General features: G+C 45.7%; 13 protein-coding genes and 2 tRNA genes. 10 read left to right on the top strand and 5 right to left on the bottom strand.

Annotated elements, in window-relative coordinates:
• Window positions 1-20: 20 nt before the first annotated feature.
• The gene (locus tag CUR83_RS05235; protein ID WP_284719248.1) at window positions 21-431 is read right to left on the bottom strand and encodes a hypothetical protein; all 411 of its coding nucleotides are present in this window, start codon (window positions 429-431) and stop codon (window positions 21-23) included.
• A 737-nt stretch (window positions 432-1,168) separates the two neighbouring features.
• On the opposite strand from CUR83_RS05235, the gene CUR83_RS05230 reads away from it, so the two are divergent.
• From CUR83_RS05230 to CUR83_RS05185, 10 genes are all read left to right on the top strand, one after another.
• Window positions 1,169-2,233 carry an ABC transporter substrate-binding protein gene (locus CUR83_RS05230; protein ID WP_223335120.1) on the top strand — a complete coding sequence of 355 codons (1,065 nt, stop codon included), beginning with the start codon at window positions 1,169-1,171 and terminating at the stop codon, window positions 2,231-2,233.
• 133 nt (window positions 2,234-2,366) lie between these two features.
• Window positions 2,367-3,398: an ABC transporter substrate-binding protein gene (locus CUR83_RS05225; RefSeq protein WP_284719247.1), complete on the top strand. Its 1,032-nt coding sequence runs from the start codon at window positions 2,367-2,369 to the stop codon at window positions 3,396-3,398.
• A 442-nt stretch (window positions 3,399-3,840) separates the two neighbouring features.
• Window positions 3,841-4,740 carry an ABC transporter permease gene (locus tag CUR83_RS05220; RefSeq protein ID WP_284719246.1) on the top strand — a complete coding sequence of 300 codons (900 nt, stop codon included), beginning with the start codon at window positions 3,841-3,843 and terminating at the stop codon, window positions 4,738-4,740.
• Window positions 4,741-4,804: 64 nt separating this feature from the next.
• Entirely contained in the window at window positions 4,805-5,599 is a 795-nt protein-coding gene (locus CUR83_RS05215; protein WP_071001262.1) for an ABC transporter ATP-binding protein, read from the top strand.
• A 190-nt stretch (window positions 5,600-5,789) separates the two neighbouring features.
• Window positions 5,790-8,120, top strand: coding sequence for an FdhF/YdeP family oxidoreductase (locus CUR83_RS05210; RefSeq protein WP_186474780.1), 2,331 nt, complete (start codon window positions 5,790-5,792; stop codon window positions 8,118-8,120).
• Between the two features lie 90 nt (window positions 8,121-8,210).
• A complete protein-coding gene (locus CUR83_RS05205; protein ID WP_284719245.1) occupies window positions 8,211-9,173 on the top strand; it encodes a formate dehydrogenase accessory sulfurtransferase FdhD in 963 nt (320 codons plus the stop codon).
• A gap of 908 nt (window positions 9,174-10,081) precedes the next feature.
• Window positions 10,082-11,749 (top strand): sodium:solute symporter family protein, encoded by a 1,668-nt coding sequence (locus CUR83_RS05200; RefSeq protein WP_093068989.1) that lies wholly within the window; start codon window positions 10,082-10,084, stop codon window positions 11,747-11,749.
• 94 nt (window positions 11,750-11,843) lie between these two features.
• Window positions 11,844-11,978 carry a putative transporter small subunit gene (locus CUR83_RS05195; RefSeq protein ID WP_208855952.1) on the top strand — a complete coding sequence of 45 codons (135 nt, stop codon included), beginning with the start codon at window positions 11,844-11,846 and terminating at the stop codon, window positions 11,976-11,978.
• Between the two features lie 177 nt (window positions 11,979-12,155).
• A tRNA-Cys gene (locus CUR83_RS05190) sits at window positions 12,156-12,229 on the top strand.
• Window positions 12,230-12,353: 124 nt separating this feature from the next.
• Window positions 12,354-12,440, top strand: a tRNA-Leu gene (locus CUR83_RS05185).
• An 83-nt stretch (window positions 12,441-12,523) separates the two neighbouring features.
• Here CUR83_RS05185 and CUR83_RS05180 read toward each other — a convergent pair.
• The 4 genes from CUR83_RS05180 to CUR83_RS05165 all read right to left on the bottom strand — a co-directional run bounded on the left by CUR83_RS05180 (window position 12,524) and on the right by CUR83_RS05165 (window position 17,214).
• Window positions 12,524-12,823 (bottom strand): AtuA-related protein, encoded by a 300-nt coding sequence (locus CUR83_RS05180; RefSeq protein ID WP_071003550.1) that lies wholly within the window; start codon window positions 12,821-12,823, stop codon window positions 12,524-12,526.
• On the bottom strand, window positions 12,820-14,166 hold the full coding sequence (locus CUR83_RS05175) for an acyclic terpene utilization AtuA family protein (protein ID WP_071003549.1): 1,347 nt from the start codon (window positions 14,164-14,166) through the stop codon (window positions 12,820-12,822). The genes CUR83_RS05180 and CUR83_RS05175 overlap by 4 nt, the downstream gene beginning before the upstream one ends.
• A gap of 22 nt (window positions 14,167-14,188) precedes the next feature.
• Entirely contained in the window at window positions 14,189-15,478 is a 1,290-nt protein-coding gene (locus CUR83_RS05170; protein ID WP_093068934.1) for a CitMHS family transporter, read from the bottom strand.
• Window positions 15,479-15,843: 365 nt separating this feature from the next.
• Window positions 15,844-17,214, bottom strand: coding sequence for an aminotransferase-like domain-containing protein (locus tag CUR83_RS05165; RefSeq protein WP_284719244.1), 1,371 nt, complete (start codon window positions 17,212-17,214; stop codon window positions 15,844-15,846).
• Window positions 17,215-17,403 lie beyond the last annotated feature (189 nt).

The raw sequence follows: 17,403 nt of genomic DNA, 5'->3' as shown, positions 1-17,403 counted from the left end.
TAAAAGATTAAATCTCGCTGTTATCTACTCAAAACATCAATAATTTCCAACGTGTTATTAATTACTGTCACAATCTTATTGTCTGGCGTACGGATACGTACGTAACGGTCATCATAACGATCTAAAATAACAGAACGATCATAATCCCTTCTATCAATCTTGCCGACTACTCTATAACCGTATTTATCAAGGTCACGCTTGAATGACGCGTTAGGGCTAGCATTGCGATACGCATTAATATTAGGGTGGGCTTTGCCATTATTTTGATAATTGTTATGGTTGTAATCTTTACTAATGTGAGCAGAGTTACCCTTGCCATTTCCATGACCGTGCCCATTACCATGATTGTCTTTTGCCATAGCAGGCAGGCAAATCAATGAGCTTGCCGTAATACCAGCGATGGTCAATAACTTTAAATTAGCCGTATTCATAATGTTGTCCTTAAAATATGCGTTTGAATAATAGTAATGAGATATTTGAGTGCGTTGTATAGTCAAATCAATTTAAAAATGACACAACGAGATTAAAGGCTATTTTTCGCAGCCTCTGGAGACGAAGTCACAGCAAGCAAGGAAAATAGTATTTAATCGAGTGTGTTTGTGATGCTATATCAGTTTTATTTGGGCTTTACTATATATTCAACACGTCAACATAGTAATGATATGGATTTTGGACGCACCCTACTTCTTATATAAAAAATTTTTATATAAACATTAGCTTACGTTAATTATGAAGTGGATTGGTAATAGATGCGTTGCTAGCTTGTATGCTTTTTGACTATCAGTTTATTGGATAAGACAATGCCTTAAGAGGCTAATTCTTATGGTTAAATACTCAAAACCACACTTATGACAGTGGTTACGACAATGCCTAATAGTCTTACTAAGTACGCCTATGACGAATGCGCTTTAATTTTTTATTGCGATAACTTACATTGCTGTCATAATATGAACATAATAATCGACGGAACGATTACTTTATTTAATGGTTAGCCTGCTATTTTGGCATCAACATAGCATTGACTCGGCTAATCTGCATTCTCCAATATCTTTTTTAGAACCAAAGAGAACCAAACAGATTCTTTGAGCATTGCTATTAGTAGGCTTGATCAATCTGACAGTCCTCGCTTGGTTTTTATGATTGATATAACCTATGAGTTATCCTAATAATGACTATTGCTTCTACTCTACGCTTAAGCCTATATGGCGTTGCTCTTAGTGCCATTAGCACACTTGGCCTGATAGGCTGCTCGAACTCCTCTACTGACACAGCCGCCACTACTGAAAATAGCTCTGCTGCAGATGTAGAAAAACCTGCCAAATCTATTGCGATTACCCAAATCGTTGAGCATCCATCATTGGATGACATGCGCCGCGGTATTATTGATGAGCTGGCAGACAATGGTTATGTCGAAGGCCAAAACCTAACGGTCAACTTCCAAAGTGCACAGGGCAATACAGCGACAGCAGGACAGATTGCTAAGCAGTTTGCAGGAGACAATCCGGACGCCATCGTCGCTATCTCGACGCCATCGGCCCAGTCGATTGTCGCTGCGACCACTACTATTCCTATCATTTATACGGCCGTATCAGACCCACTAGGCGCTAAGCTCATCAATGAAGATGGCAAGCCTTTTCAAAGCAATTTGACAGGATTATCGAGTCAGCTACCTCTAGAGCCGCAGTTAGACTTATTGCAGCAAATAAAGCCCGATATGAAAACGATCGGCTACGTTTACAGCCCAGGTGAAGCAAACTCAGTGTCACTGCGTGATAGCCTAAAACAAGCCCTGCCAGCAAGAGGTCTGACATTGTTAGACATCCCTGCCAATCGTCCAACCGATATCGGCATGGCAACGCGTAGCTTGCAAGGACGCGCAGATATCATCTATACCTCATTTGACAATAATGTTGCTTCTGCTTTTGAGGCCATGACTCAAGCAGCAAACGAGTTGAAACTCCCTATTGTCGCGTCTGATGAGTTTAGCGTGAAGCGCGGCGCGGCAGCTGCTCTTGGCGTTAATGATTATGACTTTGGTCGTACCACAGGCAAGATGGTGTACCGCGTATTAAATGGCGAGGCGATCAATACCATTGAACCTGCCGTCATGAACGATCTAACCTTATATATCAGCCCTAAGCATGCCAAAACGCAAGGCGTTAGTTTGCCAGCAGAGTTGCTAAAAAATGGCATCAATGTTGATGAACAAGCGCAAAGCACTGATAACAAATAGCACGAATAAAATAAATAGTGCTGAATAGTAATACTGAAAAATACCCTGTAGCCATCATAAGTGGCTCGCTTTACCCTTTTACCCATCTATTAAATAATGTACGGACACATTATTATTTTTAGGAGTCAGAACCATGTTGTATCAAAATCGTTTTAATTTTGGCAAAGCGTTACTACTAGGCGGTGTATGCACTGCTATCTTAACGGGTTGTAATCAATCAGCCCAAGATAATAGCACGACTGATACTGCGGCTACTGGCGATACTGCCACCGAAATGAAAACTGTTGCTATCACTGCTATCGTTGAACATCCAGCACTTGATGATGTGCGCAAAGGCGTGATCGACGAATTAAACGAAGCAGGATTCAAAGACGGTGAAAACCTAACCGTTAACTTCCAAAGCGCACAGGGCAATACAGCTACTGCCGGACAGATTGCCAAACAGTTCGTTGCTGATGATCCAGATGTAATCGTCGCTATCGCGACACCATCTGCGCAGTCTGTTGCCGCCTCAACGAGCAGCATTCCACTGGTATTCTCTGCCGTGACTGATCCAGTCGCTGCCAAGCTAGTGCCAAGTTTGGACGGCTCTGGTACCAACGTGACAGGAGCCTCAGATGCCCTACCATATGAGCCGCAAATCGACTTGATGCGCCAAATCATTCCTGAACTAAAAAATGTCGGTTATGTCTATAGTCCAGGTGAAGTCAACTCAACGATTATCTTACAAAATCTAAAAGAGAAATTGACACCTCAAGGCATTAACGTGCTTGAAGCACCAGCACAGCGTAGTAATGACATCGCAATGGCAGCACGCAGCCTAGAAGGTAAGGTCGATATGATCTACACCTCAACAGACAATAACGTGGTATCCGCTTACGAGTCACTCTATCAAATCGCCAAAGAAAGCAAGATTCCACTGATCGCCTCAGATACCAGCTCAGTTGAGCGCGGTGCGGTTGCAGCATTAGGCGTAGATTATTATGAGCTTGGCCGTGAAACGGGTAAGATCGTTGTTCGTATCTTGAATGGTGAAAAAGCAGGCGCTATCCCTGTTTACACCCCACAAGCGCTTAACCTGTATGTCAGCCCAAAACATGCTCAAGAAGAAGGCATTACTTTGTCACAAGCAGTTATCGATAAAGCAAAAGAAGTGGTAGAATAACGCACCTTTTTATTTGGCTTACCATAGCAGCCATGAGCAAAATCATAGTATGAATCAGTGATTGCGCTTTTGTGCTGTCATGCTAAATGTTTGACAAGAAACCCAGCTATGAGTCAGTAGGCTGGGCTTCTTGTTTCAGCAGAACCTGTTTAAATAGCTTGTTTCATATATTGCTGTAGTTAGCTTATGGCTTATCTGATACTTGTTAAGTAAAATACATTTTTGCTGTATTGGATATTGCCGTTGCTTGAATCAGCGCTTTAAACCAAGGTAACTTATGATCGTTGTTAATCGTGACCTGTTTTGGTTTACCCTAACCGCAGATTGCTTAATCTGTTAAATTCACCGCTTAGCTGTTTAGCATTTAGATGGTTTTGGCGCTTGCCACTCACCTATCTTGGTTCCATACGCTAGACACTGAGTTATGACTTACTGATCTCTTATGTCTTTAATTGCTTTTTTTGGTGCGCTTGAAAGTGGTCTGATCTATGGCCTCGTCGCACTTGGTGTGCTGATCTCATTTCGTACGCTTGACTTTCCTGACTTGACGGCTGACGGTAGCTTTCCGCTGGGCGGCGCGGTCGCTGGCATCTCTATCGTTGCGGGTGTCAATCCGTGGCTCGCCTGTGCTTTTGGTATGCTAGCAGGCTCAGTCGCTGGTATCGTCACCGCATGGCTGCATGTCAAACTTGGCATCTTACAGCTGCTTGCCAGTATCTTGGTGATGGTTGCCCTATATTCTGTCAACCTACGCATCATGGGCGCCCCAAACCTACCGCTACTTGGTGAAACGACGGTATTTAGTACCTTAGTGACTAATGGCAATGGTTATTGGATGCGCTGTCTGATTATCGGTGTGGTCGTGGCGATTGCCATGTTATTTTTAAACTGGTTTTATAGTACCGAAACTGGTTTATCAATGCGTGCTACTGGCTCAAACTTGAGAATGGCACAAGCGCAAGGTATTAATACCTCATGGATGACCATCATCGGTATGGCGATCTCTAACGGCTTGATTGCCTTGGCAGGTGCGCTATTTGTCCAGACCCAAGGCGGCGCTGATATTTCTATCGGTATCGGCACCATCGTCATCGGTCTAGCAGCAGTCATCATTGGTGAGACCATCATTCCTGCCAAGCGTATTTGGTTAATTACCTTTGCGGTTGTGGTCGGTGCAGTATTGTACAAGCTGTTTATTCAGGTCGCACTATCGAGCGATACGCTGCGTAGTATCGGCTTTGGCCCGCAAGATTTGAACTTAATTACCGCGTTACTCGTGGTACTGGCTTTGGTCTTACCAAAAGCGAAAACGAAGTTTTTATCACGCAAAGTTCGCGCCTAATGACAGTTTAAGCAAGTACCAACAGCACTTGCTTTGCCCGAAGAGATAATAAGGAATAACGATTATGATGCAAGCCACCGATTTACAGTTGACCTTTAATCCAGGCACACCTATCGAAAACCCTGCCCTACGTGGTATTAGTTTGAATATCGCTGATGGTGAGTTCGTCACTGTTATTGGTACCAATGGTGCAGGTAAATCGACTTTTTTGAACGCAGTCAGCGGTACCACGCGCGTCGATAGTGGTTCAATCCTGCTAAATGGCATTGATGTCACCAAAAAATCCGCCCATCAACGTGCACACTGGGTCGCGCGTGTTTTTCAGGATCCGATGGCAGGTACTTGTGAAGCGCTGACCATTGAAGAAAACATGGCCTTGGCCTATAAACGTGGCGGCAAGCGCGGTTTGAAGTTTGCACTAAATCAAAACAACCGTGACTTGTTCCGTGAAAAACTGTCTGTGTTAAAACTGGGACTAGAAAATCGCCTGACAGACCGTATGGGTCTACTCTCTGGTGGTCAACGTCAAGCGGTGAGCCTGCTGATGGCATCGCTACAGCCCTCTAAGATTTTATTGCTCGATGAGCATACTGCTGCCCTTGATCCAAAAACTGCCGCCTTTGTTTTAGAATTGACAGATAAAATTGTCACAGACAATAAGCTCACCACCATGATGGTGACCCACTCTATGCAACAAGCATTGGCACATGGTACGCGCACCGTGATGCTACACCAAGGGCAAGTGGTCTTGGACGTGTCTGGAGACATTCGTCGCGGCATGACCGTACACGATTTGTTAGATATGTTCGAGCAAACACGCGGCGAAAAGGTTGAAGACGATAGCTTAATTTTGAGCTAGACTGTCTCAACTTATTGACTCTCAAAAAGCAGGCATTACTGTTTCTAATTGCTTCTAAAACCTTCAAGAAAATTGATGTTTCTTGAAGGTTTTTTGTTATCTATGGTTACTACTGCTACACACGGTACAGCGGGCATTATATAGTGATGAGATACCACCATTATGCCGCCATTTATCGATGAGGTCTGTCATGCGCAAAATTCCTGTTTACTCCCACCCTGCTGCAGGTTGGCCTGCGCTGATCTCCTCGACACGCAAACTGATGGATTATCAAACCTTTTTACGCGGTAGTGTCAGCGTCCTAAAAAGCAATCAACCTCAAGGCGGATTTGACTGCCCAGGCTGCGCGTGGCCAGACCATAAGTCACATAAGCGCATCGACGTCTGCGAAAACGGCATCAAAGTCATCGCCAGCGAAACCATGACGAAAAAGGCAGATGCACAATTTTTTGCAAGGCATACCGTGACCGAGTTACAAAGATGGTCTGGCTACGAACTTGAGCATAGCGGGCGTTTGTCAGAACCGATGTACTATGATGCCGCGCAAGATCGCTACGTCCCTATTCCTTGGGAAGCGGCTTATGGCTTAATCACTGAGCAGCTTGGAAAGCTTGATTCACCCAATGAAGCACTATTTTATACCTCAGGGCGCGTGACCAACGAGCCGGCCTTTATGTATCAGCTGTTTGTTCGCAGCTTTGGCACCAACAACCTGCCTGACTGCTCGAACATGTGCCATGAGCCGACCTCAGTGATGCTCGGTAAACAGCTAGGCGTCGGCAAAGCGACAGTCATGCTAGAGGATTTTGAGCAAGCCAAACTGATATTGATGTTTGGGCAAAACCCAGCGACTAACCATCCACGAATGCTGGAGATGCTTGCCCATGCACATGAGCAAGGATGCCGAATCATCTCGATTAATCCGATGCGCGAGCAAGGCTTGAGTAGATTTAGAAATCCGCAAAAACCAATGCATATGGCCGCAGGTCAAAGTGATGATATGGTCGATGATGTCATTCAAATTCAAATCGGCGGTGATACCGCGCTATTGACGGGCATTGCTAAATGGCTGATTGAAAATGATAGAATCAACCATGACTTTATCACTACTCATACCGCAGGTTTTGAACCGCTAAAACAATGGCTAACAGCGCAAACTTGGGAAGACATCACGCTTGGCTGCGGTATTCCTCAAATAGATATTGTCAATCTCGCTAAGCTAGTTGCTGATAGTTCAGCGACCATTTGTACTTGGGGCATGGGTATCACCCAGCATGTGCAAGGCGATGACAATGTTGCGATGATTACCAATCTATTATTATTGATGGGTATGATTGGTATTGATGGTGCGGGCGCCTCCCCTGTTCGTGGTCACTCCAATGTTCAGGGCGATCGTACCATGGGTATCCATGAACGCCCGAGTAAAACCTTACTGGACAGTCTAGAGCGCGTCTTTGAGCGTCCTATGCCAAAAGAGCATGGCTATGATGTCGTCACAGGCGCCAAAGCGCTTATCGAAGGTGACTTAAAAGTGTTTATGGGTATGGGCGGTAATTATGCTGTGGCAGCCCCTGATACGAGCGCTATTCAACAAGCATTAACCACCACTCAGCTCAATGTATTTGTCGGTACCAAGCTCAATGAAACCATGCTATACCCAGGAGCAAACAACGTCATTCTGCCTTGTCTGGGTCGTACTGAGCGTATCCTGACAACAAAAGGTGAGCAGTTTGCAACGATTGAAGATTCAATGTGTCAGATAGTTCCAACCCAAGGTAAGCTTAAACCTGTGAGTGATAACTTAAAGTCTGAGGCAAAGATTATAGCGGAGCTTGCGACACATGTACTTGGTGCTGACTCCTCTATTCCTTGGCTTGCAATGAGCGAAGATTTTGATCTCATTCGAGACTATATCGCCCAAGCTATTAACGGTTTTGAAAACTTCAATCAGCGCATTCGTACCAATGAGCGCGGGTTTCATTTGTATCATGCAGCGCGCCATCGTGTATGGAATACCGAGAGTGGCAAAGCTCAGTTTGAAGTACCGCATTACCCCATTACGTACGTTGCAGCCCAAATGGCGGACACACATGACATTGATCATGAGGACACAACGCAAAAGGTTTGGCAACTGACCAGCGTTCGTAGTCATGACCAGTTCAATACGATGATATTTGGATTCAAAGACCGCTATCGCCAGACCAACCGCCGAGATGTGCTATTCATGCATCCAGATGAAATCAGCCGCCTAGGCTGGCAAAAAGGAGATCAGGTGATGGTATCGCGGCACGCCAGCAGCTCAAGCCACACAGCGCATAAAAACAAGCCGCGCGTACTAGGGCCTCTCATATTGACTGAGATGGATATCGCCGCCAATGCCGTCGCCGCCTATTATCCTGAATGTAACGACCTGTTTGATTTGGATACCCATGCGCCAGACTCTCATATCCCAGCATACAAATCGACGACCGTGATCTTAGAGCGTGTGAATACAAGTGTTCAGACAGCCGAACCTGTATAAGTGGTAATGATCACTGAAAGTAATTTTGAGCAAAGTGAGTCCTCTAGCAAAATGGCTATGATGGCAGAGACAACTGAAACTAGAGTGATTATGACTGAGATATCTGAGGATAATGATAATAGCGCAGCCGAGACAATGCTCGCTCGCAAACATTTAGCGCAGAAGCATCATTATCCATCGGACAAGGCTCATGGAGCCGATATACCTCAAAGCTGTATTGAGTCTCAAACCACCAGTTTGGCAGTAGAGGCAGCGGTATCAATCGTTATTAATGGGATTCATTATGCGGTACTGATGGCCAGCCCTTACCAACTAGAGTATTTGGCTGTTGGGTTCTTATTTAGCGAGGGCTTGATTCAGCACAGTCATGAGTTACTTGATTGGGAAGTGACACATCTTACAGATATTGCCAGCTACCAAAAGTTTGCTCAATCCTTAAACGATGGGGATCTTGAATCTGCCTCCATTGAGCAACGCTTAGAGCAATTTCAAGATTATGATATCTATATCGTAGAGCTGGTGCTAAACCAACGCTGCCATCAGCGCATCCAAGCCCAAAAGCGCCAACTGGCAGGGCGTACAGGCTGCGGTATGTGCGGCATCACGGGGCTGACACAGGCATTGCCCGACTTGAGCCACTACTCACAAGCAAACATACATGGTTCTAAGGCAACCGTGCCAAGCCTTGAGTATCTATTAGTACTACGTCAGCAAGTAGATGCCACACAGCATACACACCAACTGACAGGAGCTGTGCATGCAGCAGCGACGATATACAATCAGCAGTTGTACTTGTTTGAGGACGTAGGCCGTCACAATGCACTCGACAAATTAATCGGTTGGCAACTGCGACAAAAAGTAGAGGTTGATTGCGTACTCATGACCTCACGATTATCGATTGAGTTGGTACAAAAATCGATTCGGGGGCGCATCCCTTGGCTCGTTGGCATGTCTGCGCCCACCAGTACGGCCGTACGGGTCGCCCAGCGCTATGGTTTGGGACTGGCTGGGTTTTTGCGTGACAATAGAGTCACCTACTACACTGGTATTTGATGAGTATTGCCTAACCACATTTTCTAAATCCTGTCGTTATCACTGATTCGTTTACTTTGATACCCTCACATTGATCATTTAATACTGCCACCATTCAATACGTTAGCCTTATTGACACCCTCACCAACACCTTTCCATAAACCCCATTTGTCAATGCTATTTTCTTGAAGTCTGCCTCTGCCTTTTGGTCATTTATGACAGATAACTGACCGATAGATTTGAGCTTCACGGCAGAATAGGGTACTCTTAGCGCACGAGTATGTTACACATAGTTAACATAGCTGTAGTTTTATTTATAAATACCGAGCCTATGGTGCGACGCATCAGGGCTGTAGCGTGTTTGAGACTTAACTACAGGTAATGCGTCAATTACCTAATCATGGGCAAAAATTCGCTCATGCTTGGGTGTATTTCAGCCGGCTATACATATTAGCCGATAAAGCTGTCTATACTTAGCACCGTCATCAGCAGATGGCTGAATGCTTATTCATAATTTTGCTGTAGATACCTGCCTTGTCAGCGCTCTATAGCAGCCAGCTACTATCAAGTATGACCACTTGACAGCGTGATGGACTATCCATCAACAGACGCATGCTGAGGACTGCCCTGCGATTTTTGTGAAACGTGGCTCACAGTTGCATGTGATTTTTTCAAATGACGTACAACAGTGAGTGACCGGCATGATGTCAATGGGCAGTTGTCATTTACAGGTTGCAGGATCTACTCTTAAAACACCAAGTGCGCCAGCGTGCTGCATTTGGGTCGGCGCTGACCGCTTTTTATGACGGCCAACTGTTAGCACTGTGTGATGCCTCTACATAAGAATTTTATGGGCTTTATTGTATTCTTAACAGTTTTGGATAAAGTTATGTTATTAAACTTTTATTTATGTAAAATAATTGCGAGGTATGAATTTGAAAACTGAGTCACTGTTCCAATTTTCATCGTTAACCATTATTTTATTGTTGTTAGCGTTTTATGGCGGCACGTATTTGCTGTCATTGCTGATCAAAAAAGACAAAGAAACCACTTCAGGATTTATGGTGGCAGGCCACGGCGTCGGCTTTGGTATGGGTGCTGCTAGTATGACCGCTACTTGGATTTGGGCGGCATCGTTTTATGCGGCGGCGACCTCTGGCTACAAGTATGGCGTGTCAGGGCCGATACATTACGGCTTTTGGGGCGCGCTGATGATCTTATTCATCTATCCTTTTGGTATGCGCTTTCGTGAGCTTGCACCCGATGGTCATACCTTAGGTGAGCTTATCCACGCCCGCCATGGCTCATCAAGCCAATTAATTTTAGCCATATCCAACCTTATGGGCAGCTTAATTAGCTTGATGGTCAACTTTACTGCAGCTGGGGCGTTGGTATCGGTATTATCGCCATTATCGTTTCAGACGGGGGTCATGATTGCAGGTATCGGGGTGCTAAGCTACACCCTAACCTCAGGGTTTCGTGCTTCCGTCTTTACAGACTTTGCGCAATTGGTCGCTTTGATGGCCATCGGTATTGTCATTATTCCAGCGGTACTGTTTGCGATGGGTGGGCCACAAGTCATGGTCGATGGCCTCGCTAACCTCACGCTTGAACAGCAGGATTTCTTTTCATCCGAAGCGTTTTTTCAGCAAGGAGCGCCCTATTTTGTCGCTGTACTTGCTTATGCGATTGGTAACCAAACCATCACGCAGCGCTTGTTTGCGATCGATAAGACTAAGATTAAACAGACCTTTATTACCGCCACGGTCGGCTATGCTGGTATCGTCATCGGTCTTGGTATGATCGGATTGATGGCTTTGACCATCGGTATCGAGCCACTAGATGGCAATATGAACAACCTCATCCCGCAGATGGTCAGCACTTACTTGCACCCTGTATTTATCGCCTTGTTCTTTATCTTGGTCATTGGCTCATTGTCATCGACAGCCGACTCAGATTTGTCGGCATTATCGACCATTATGATGGCGGATGTGTATGGCAAAAACATTGCCAAAGGCCGCGTCAAACCTAAAACCATGATGCTCGTTGGTCGTAGCACGATGATTATCGCCACCGCTGCCGGACTGATCTTTGCCAGCTTTAAGCTAGATATCTTGGTGATGCTCGTATTCGTCGGTGCATTATGGGGCGCGATTGTTTTTCCGGTCATCGCCAGTGTGTTTTGGAACCGCGTGACCAATGCCGCCTTTACCTCGGCAGTCATCATCGGCCTACTGCTATTCTGTGTGGTACGCTTTGAGCTGCTACCGATGACAGGCTTTACTGCGCTTTTCTTTGAAATACTGGCCAGTGTGGGCGCCGCAGTCGTGATTGGGCTGATGGTCTTTGGCTTTTTGGGTCGTAAAATCGGCATGGTAGCGGCAGCGATCACGCTGGTACTGATGCTCATTTTTGCCACAGGCTTCTTACGTCAGTACATGGTACTACTGGCCTCACTAACGGCCTATGGTGCTAGCACCATCGCTTGTATCATCGTTAGCCTCATGGGTGATGAACACTTTGATTTTGCTTTAATCAATCAACGTGTCGGCGATTATGATAAAAAAGCCAAGGCATCGACCTCTGAGCTTTCATGAACACAGGTAGCGAGCACCGCTTGCGGGTTTGGCAGTTGGTCAATATATGACCCGCTGCACAGGCAACCCTTCATAAATACTATAAGGAGATATCATGGACAACGTCTTTATCTACGGCTTATATATTTTAATTTGGCCAGCCATTACGCTCGGCGTGCTGGTATTGATTTGTACCGCGACTTATCGCGATATCAAACGAGCCAAACGTAATAACGAAGAGATATTATAAAAGTACACTCTCAATGATCAGTACTCTCATCAGTGAGTCCGGCTCGCTGATGAGCCTGAATACGCAAAAAACTAATAAAAAAGCACTAAAATCAGCACAAGTGAGCAAATAAGCTATTTTTAGCCAAAAAATGACTTGTAATTTAAATTATTTTTGCTAATATAGTCCACCTTGATTGGCTGGATGGCAGAGTGGTCATGCAGCGGACTGCAACTCCGTTAACGCCGGTTCGATTCCGACTCCAGCCTCCAATTATTTATTAACTTTACGTTAATTTTGGCTTGCATTATTATCCCAACCGATTATAATAGCGACCACTTATCTAGTAACTAGACAGTCTATCAGCTAGTTTACATGTTAGATAACACAAGTTTTGCCCGGGTGGTGAAATTGGTAGACACAAGGGATTTAAAATCCCTCGCTAGCAATAGCGTGCCGGTTCAAGTCCGGCTCCGGGTACCATTACATAGTTCTATACTATCTTATAGAGTAGCCAAAGCCCCTGATATCAGGGCTTTGCTGTATCTATGATTCGCAACTCTTATCTATATGTCCAAGTCCAGCAGCTTTGAGCTTAAGCTCTTGCCATGCATATCTTGCGCCAGCGACTTGGTCACCCCGCCGCCTAATGCCCCATACAAAACAAAGTTAAAAGCTTTTAAGTTTGGCAACTCATAACGAATCACCTCTCCTGCTACAATATCTTGGAACCAGTCTTTGACCACGGCTGCGGTTACTTTATCTTTGAGCAATTCGTAATCAGTCTCCTCAAACGCGATCAGAGAAATATTGGAGATATTGCCTTTGTCACCAGTGCGAGAATGGGCAATTTCACGTAGTTTCATTTATTTGACTCCCAATATGAGACAGTAATGTCCGTATCGGTTTCTGGAATCAAGATAGAACCGATGGACACGATAGCCTGAATGTGTGAACGAATACCGCCGCCACCTGCGGGGCCATTGGTATACAGCGTCTCGACCTCTCGGGTGATGGCTTGTGCCATGGTTTTATCCGGGGTACGCGCCGCCACCCGTAGTCGCACCTCGGCCGCCTCCGCCGTGCTGGCAAACTCATTGCTATATAACGAATTGAGACCGATAAAGTCATAGCGTATCTCGATCGGTTTAATATGCTCAGCGGCTAGCCTGTTTTCAATGACCCGCTTGGCAAGCGCGGCCCTTTTGACTGCCCCTGAACCGCCGTAGCTGATCTCCGCTTCTGCGATATAGCCATCTTTATAGCCGATACTGGTTTTCAATAGACCTGTTTTGGGCCTGCCTGATCCGCCAGACACTTGAACCACATCGTTATCAATGGCTTTCACAGACACGTTAGAAAAATCAGCAATCACATCTGGGGTAAGATAGCGGGCAGGATCATGAATTTCGTACAGCAACTGCTCTTTTACCGTCGCCTCAGAGACCAACCCGCCAGCATTGGGCAGCTTGGACACGGTATACTCTCCGTCCTCTGTCACCGCCAAGATAGGAAAGCCAACATTCCAAAGCTCAGGTACCTCCTTATAATCAGGATCTGCAAAATAACCACCTGTGATCTGAGCGCCGCACTCCATCAAATGACCGCCAATTGTGCCTTTGCCCATCAAATCGGTATCGTCAAAAGACCAGCCAAACTCATACACCATCGGCGCCAAAAAGAGCGACGGATCGGCGGCGCGGCCCGTGATGACGATATCTGCGCCAGCGCTCAATGCTTGCACGATACCTTTGGCACCAATATATGCATTGGCCGAGACGATAGAATCGCCAAGATCTGCAATGGTGCGATCGTTTTCCAGCAGTGTCTCATTCTGATAACGCACAATGTCTGTAAACACATCATCACCTGTGACAGCAGCGATTTTTAAACCATGAAACCCTTGCTGCTCGGCGATCTGTTTGATTGTTTCGGCAGCAGCTTTGGGGTTGGCAGCCCCCATATTGCTGATGACTTTGACCTTTTTTTCGACACACAGCGGCAGTACTTGCGCCATACGATACTTAAGTAAACGGTCATAACCCTCGTTTGGCTGCTGCATTTTGCGCTGCTGGGCAATGGCAATGGTACGCTCAGCCAAGCATTCAAACACGATATAGTCCACGTCGCCGTAGGTCATAACATCAAGCGCAGGCGTCAATCTGTCATCAGCATAACCTGCGCCAGACCCAATTTTGATGGTTTTCATTCCTTACTCCTGATTATTTTATTTAAATGATCACGCCTGTGACTATCGCCACAATGGTCATGACCAGCGTGGTACCAAACGCCCATTTAAAGACAAACTTTTGATGATCGCCCAACTCCACACCCGCAAGGCCAATCAACAAGAACGTCGATGCGGTCAGCGGACTGAGCGGGAATCCTGTGGTCATTTGTCCCAGCATAGACGCTTGACCAATTTGGACAGGATCCAGCCCGTATGCACTCGCGGTCTGTGCCAAAATCGGCATCACCCCAAAATAATAGGCATCAGGCGTAAAGACGAGGCTTAAAGGCATGCTCAAGACGGCAACGATGACGCCCATTGAACCGCCCACCGCGTCTGGAATGATCTGCACCAGCGCCGTCGCCATCGCAGAAATCATCTCTGTCCCTGATAAAATGCCCGTAAAGATGCCTGCCGCAAAAATGATGGACACCACGGTAATCATGCCAACCGATTGCGACTTGATCTGATCCATTTGATCATTAGGCTTGGGATAATTGATAAGCACAGCGATGGCGAATGCCAGCATAAAGACGATTGGCAGCGGTAGCCAAACTTGCACCAACGCCACAATAGTAACTATGGTCAATATCAAATTGAACCAAAATAGCTTGGGGCGACGCATATCGCGCGCTTCTTCCGTCAGCTCATCATGCAAGCTGTGCTCCATGTCTTGAACGCCCAAGCGTTTGCGCTCTTTTTTGCCCACAAGATAGGCCACAAATACAATCCAAACTACACCTACCACAAACGCAGGAATAAGCGGATTAAATAACTGCGCGGTACTCACCTCTAAAGCCGCCGCCGCACGTGCAGTTGGGCCGCCCCAAGGCGTCATGTTCATCGTACCTGCGCCAAGCGCCACCAAACCCGCCAGTATGATTCGCTTCATACCCAGCTTGTCATATAGCGGTAGTAGGGCTGGAATGGTGATTAAAAACGTCGAGGCGCCCGAGCCATCCAAATGCGCCACCATGGCGATCACCACGGTGCCGATACAGATTTTGACAGGATCGCCTTTGACCAGTGTTAATACCCGCGAGATAAGCGGATCAAACAAACCTGCATTGTTCATCACGCCAAAAAACAAAATGGCAAACCCCAGCATGATACCCGTTGGTGCCACACCTACGATGCCGTCTAGCATAAAGCCCCCAAGCTCTGCGCCAAAGCCGCCGATTAAAGCAAAAACGACAGGCACAAGAATAAGCGCCACAATGACGGATACTTTTTTAGTAAGTATCAACGCCAAAAACACGAAAATCGTCAAAAATCCCAATAGTGCCAACACAGTCCTTCTCCTTGTGAACGTTAATCTCTTCCATGTGATATCATGACCAGCTCACCTCTCCATCGGTGACTCACTGGCATCAGCTTTATTAGAAATATCACGGGTGCAGGAGGCTTCCAAGGGTACAGATGAACGTTTTGACAGGAAACTGTACCCGTTTTGGGCACACATTTCTGTGCTATGGCAGGCAGTTACTAGGAAAATGGGCGGTGCGATTCATCAAACAAAATGACAAAAATATCGGTCATTATCGATGCATTTTTAAGAAATACTGGCAGGTTTTGTATCATGTTATTAAACAAAAACTATCTCCCACACTGTCAAAAGCAAAAAGTATGCTTTGATATAACGCATAAACATAAGCGTTAATGATGGTTAAAAATAGCAGTTTTAATAAACTTAACCGTGGTTTTGTCTATATAGAATTTATTGACTCTTAAGGCAAAATACGTCGGATCGGAGGGGAAAAACAAACTACCAGGCGCGATGAAAATATTATGACTCTTTGCGGCTTCTACCGCCTTTTTATCGTCCATCGGAATACGAAACCACAAAAAATTACCACTGGGATTATGCGGATAAAGCGTCAGGCCGTCGATTTTGTTTAGCTGAGTGATGGCAGTGGCTGACTTCTCCGCAGACAGATGCTTGAGCGCTTGCAAATGATTGGTCAAAGCGCCACTGGTGATCAGATGGTTGAGGATATTTTCCATGATGGATGAGGTATTGATCACCGTAATCATCTTAAGCCGTGTGAGTGATTTGATCACCGATTTGGAGGCGACGACAAAACCACATCTGATCGACGCAGAGACGGTTTTTGAAAAACTACTGACATAAATCACAGGACAGGTTTGATTAAAAAAGTAACTGGCAGCGTCGTCTCTTGCCAATAAAAACGGGTCGTTTTCCACAATAATCACATTATATTGGGTGCATAATGCCTGAATCTCTGCCATATTCTGAGACGTCAAATCTGTACCCATCGGGTTTTGTGCAAAAGGCTGCAAAAATAAAATCTTGGGCTGAGATTTAATAATAAGGGCTTCTAAATGATTAGCGTCTATGCCCAATTTGGTTCGCTTAATGGTATTAATAGCGACTTGATGTAATTCAAGCTTACTAAATAGCGGATAATATCCGGGAGACTCAACGATGACTGGATCGCCGCTGGTCAAAAAGTGCCGAATGATCAAGTCCAAACTGTGATTGGTGCCATAGGTCAATAGAACATTTTGCGATTCAACCGTCATAGCGCGCTTGCTTAGGATGTCGACCAGCAGCCCTCGCAGTAATACATTGCCAGCAGGATCGCCATTACCACGATCAAAATGTGCCACCTCAGCGCTTTCACTCCCAAAACGGTCACTAGCCGGCCCCAAATAGCGCTCAAGGTTGAGCTTATCCATGTACTCTTTGGGATAGCGGCCGGCCCCAGGCTTATGATGCGACTGGTTGACCATTTGTTGCTCCAACAAGTCAATACCTGTATAAAACGGGGTCGCGTTTAGCATGGGTGTGTTGGACAAATCCTCTCCCACATAAAAACCCGATTTGGGCAGCGCTTTGATCCAGTGCTGCTCAAGCAGCTTGTTATAAGCCGTGATTACGGTGTTTTTGGACACCTTATGTTTTTCGGCCATCGCTCGAATGGAGGGTATCTTGTCTCCTACTTTTTTTCGTCCAGACTTGATATCGTCAATCACAATGAGACAAATTTCTTCGAACTTTTTCACTGTCACACTCCATGTTGAGCAACCACCACGCTCAGTACGTACTCGCTTTCGCAAATGCTATTTCTAAAATAGAGTAGTAGCATGTGAGGAAAATATCACAACTGAAAGACCTATAGTTTATAATCTGGATATCAAAATTGATATTATTAAAGAGAGAACAGACCGAAAAGGTATCTCTTCATCTCAAGT

Origin of the sequence: Psychrobacter pocilloporae, from assembly GCF_029872915.1 — a bacterium.
Lineage (GTDB): Bacteria > Pseudomonadota > Gammaproteobacteria > Pseudomonadales > Moraxellaceae > Psychrobacter > Psychrobacter pacificensis.
The sequence above is the reverse complement of the archived record's forward strand: the minus strand, read 5'-3'. Positions and strand labels throughout refer to the sequence as shown.

Coding starts and splice junctions, on each gene's coding strand:
- CUR83_RS05235 (WP_284719248.1), bottom strand. CDS start 431: ATGAATACGGCTAATTTAAAGTTATTGACCATCGCTGGTATTACGGCA.
- CUR83_RS05230 (WP_223335120.1), top strand. CDS start 1,169: ATGACTATTGCTTCTACTCTACGCTTAAGCCTATATGGCGTTGCTCTT.
- CUR83_RS05225 (WP_284719247.1), top strand. CDS start 2,367: ATGTTGTATCAAAATCGTTTTAATTTTGGCAAAGCGTTACTACTAGGC.
- CUR83_RS05220 (WP_284719246.1), top strand. CDS start 3,841: ATGTCTTTAATTGCTTTTTTTGGTGCGCTTGAAAGTGGTCTGATCTAT.
- CUR83_RS05215 (WP_071001262.1), top strand. CDS start 4,805: ATGATGCAAGCCACCGATTTACAGTTGACCTTTAATCCAGGCACACCT.
- CUR83_RS05210 (WP_186474780.1), top strand. CDS start 5,790: ATGCGCAAAATTCCTGTTTACTCCCACCCTGCTGCAGGTTGGCCTGCG.
- CUR83_RS05205 (WP_284719245.1), top strand. CDS start 8,211: ATGACTGAGATATCTGAGGATAATGATAATAGCGCAGCCGAGACAATG.
- CUR83_RS05200 (WP_093068989.1), top strand. CDS start 10,082: ATGAATTTGAAAACTGAGTCACTGTTCCAATTTTCATCGTTAACCATT.
- CUR83_RS05195 (WP_208855952.1), top strand. CDS start 11,844: ATGGACAACGTCTTTATCTACGGCTTATATATTTTAATTTGGCCAGCC.
- CUR83_RS05180 (WP_071003550.1), bottom strand. CDS start 12,823: ATGAAACTACGTGAAATTGCCCATTCTCGCACTGGTGACAAAGGCAAT.
- CUR83_RS05175 (WP_071003549.1), bottom strand. CDS start 14,166: ATGAAAACCATCAAAATTGGGTCTGGCGCAGGTTATGCTGATGACAGA.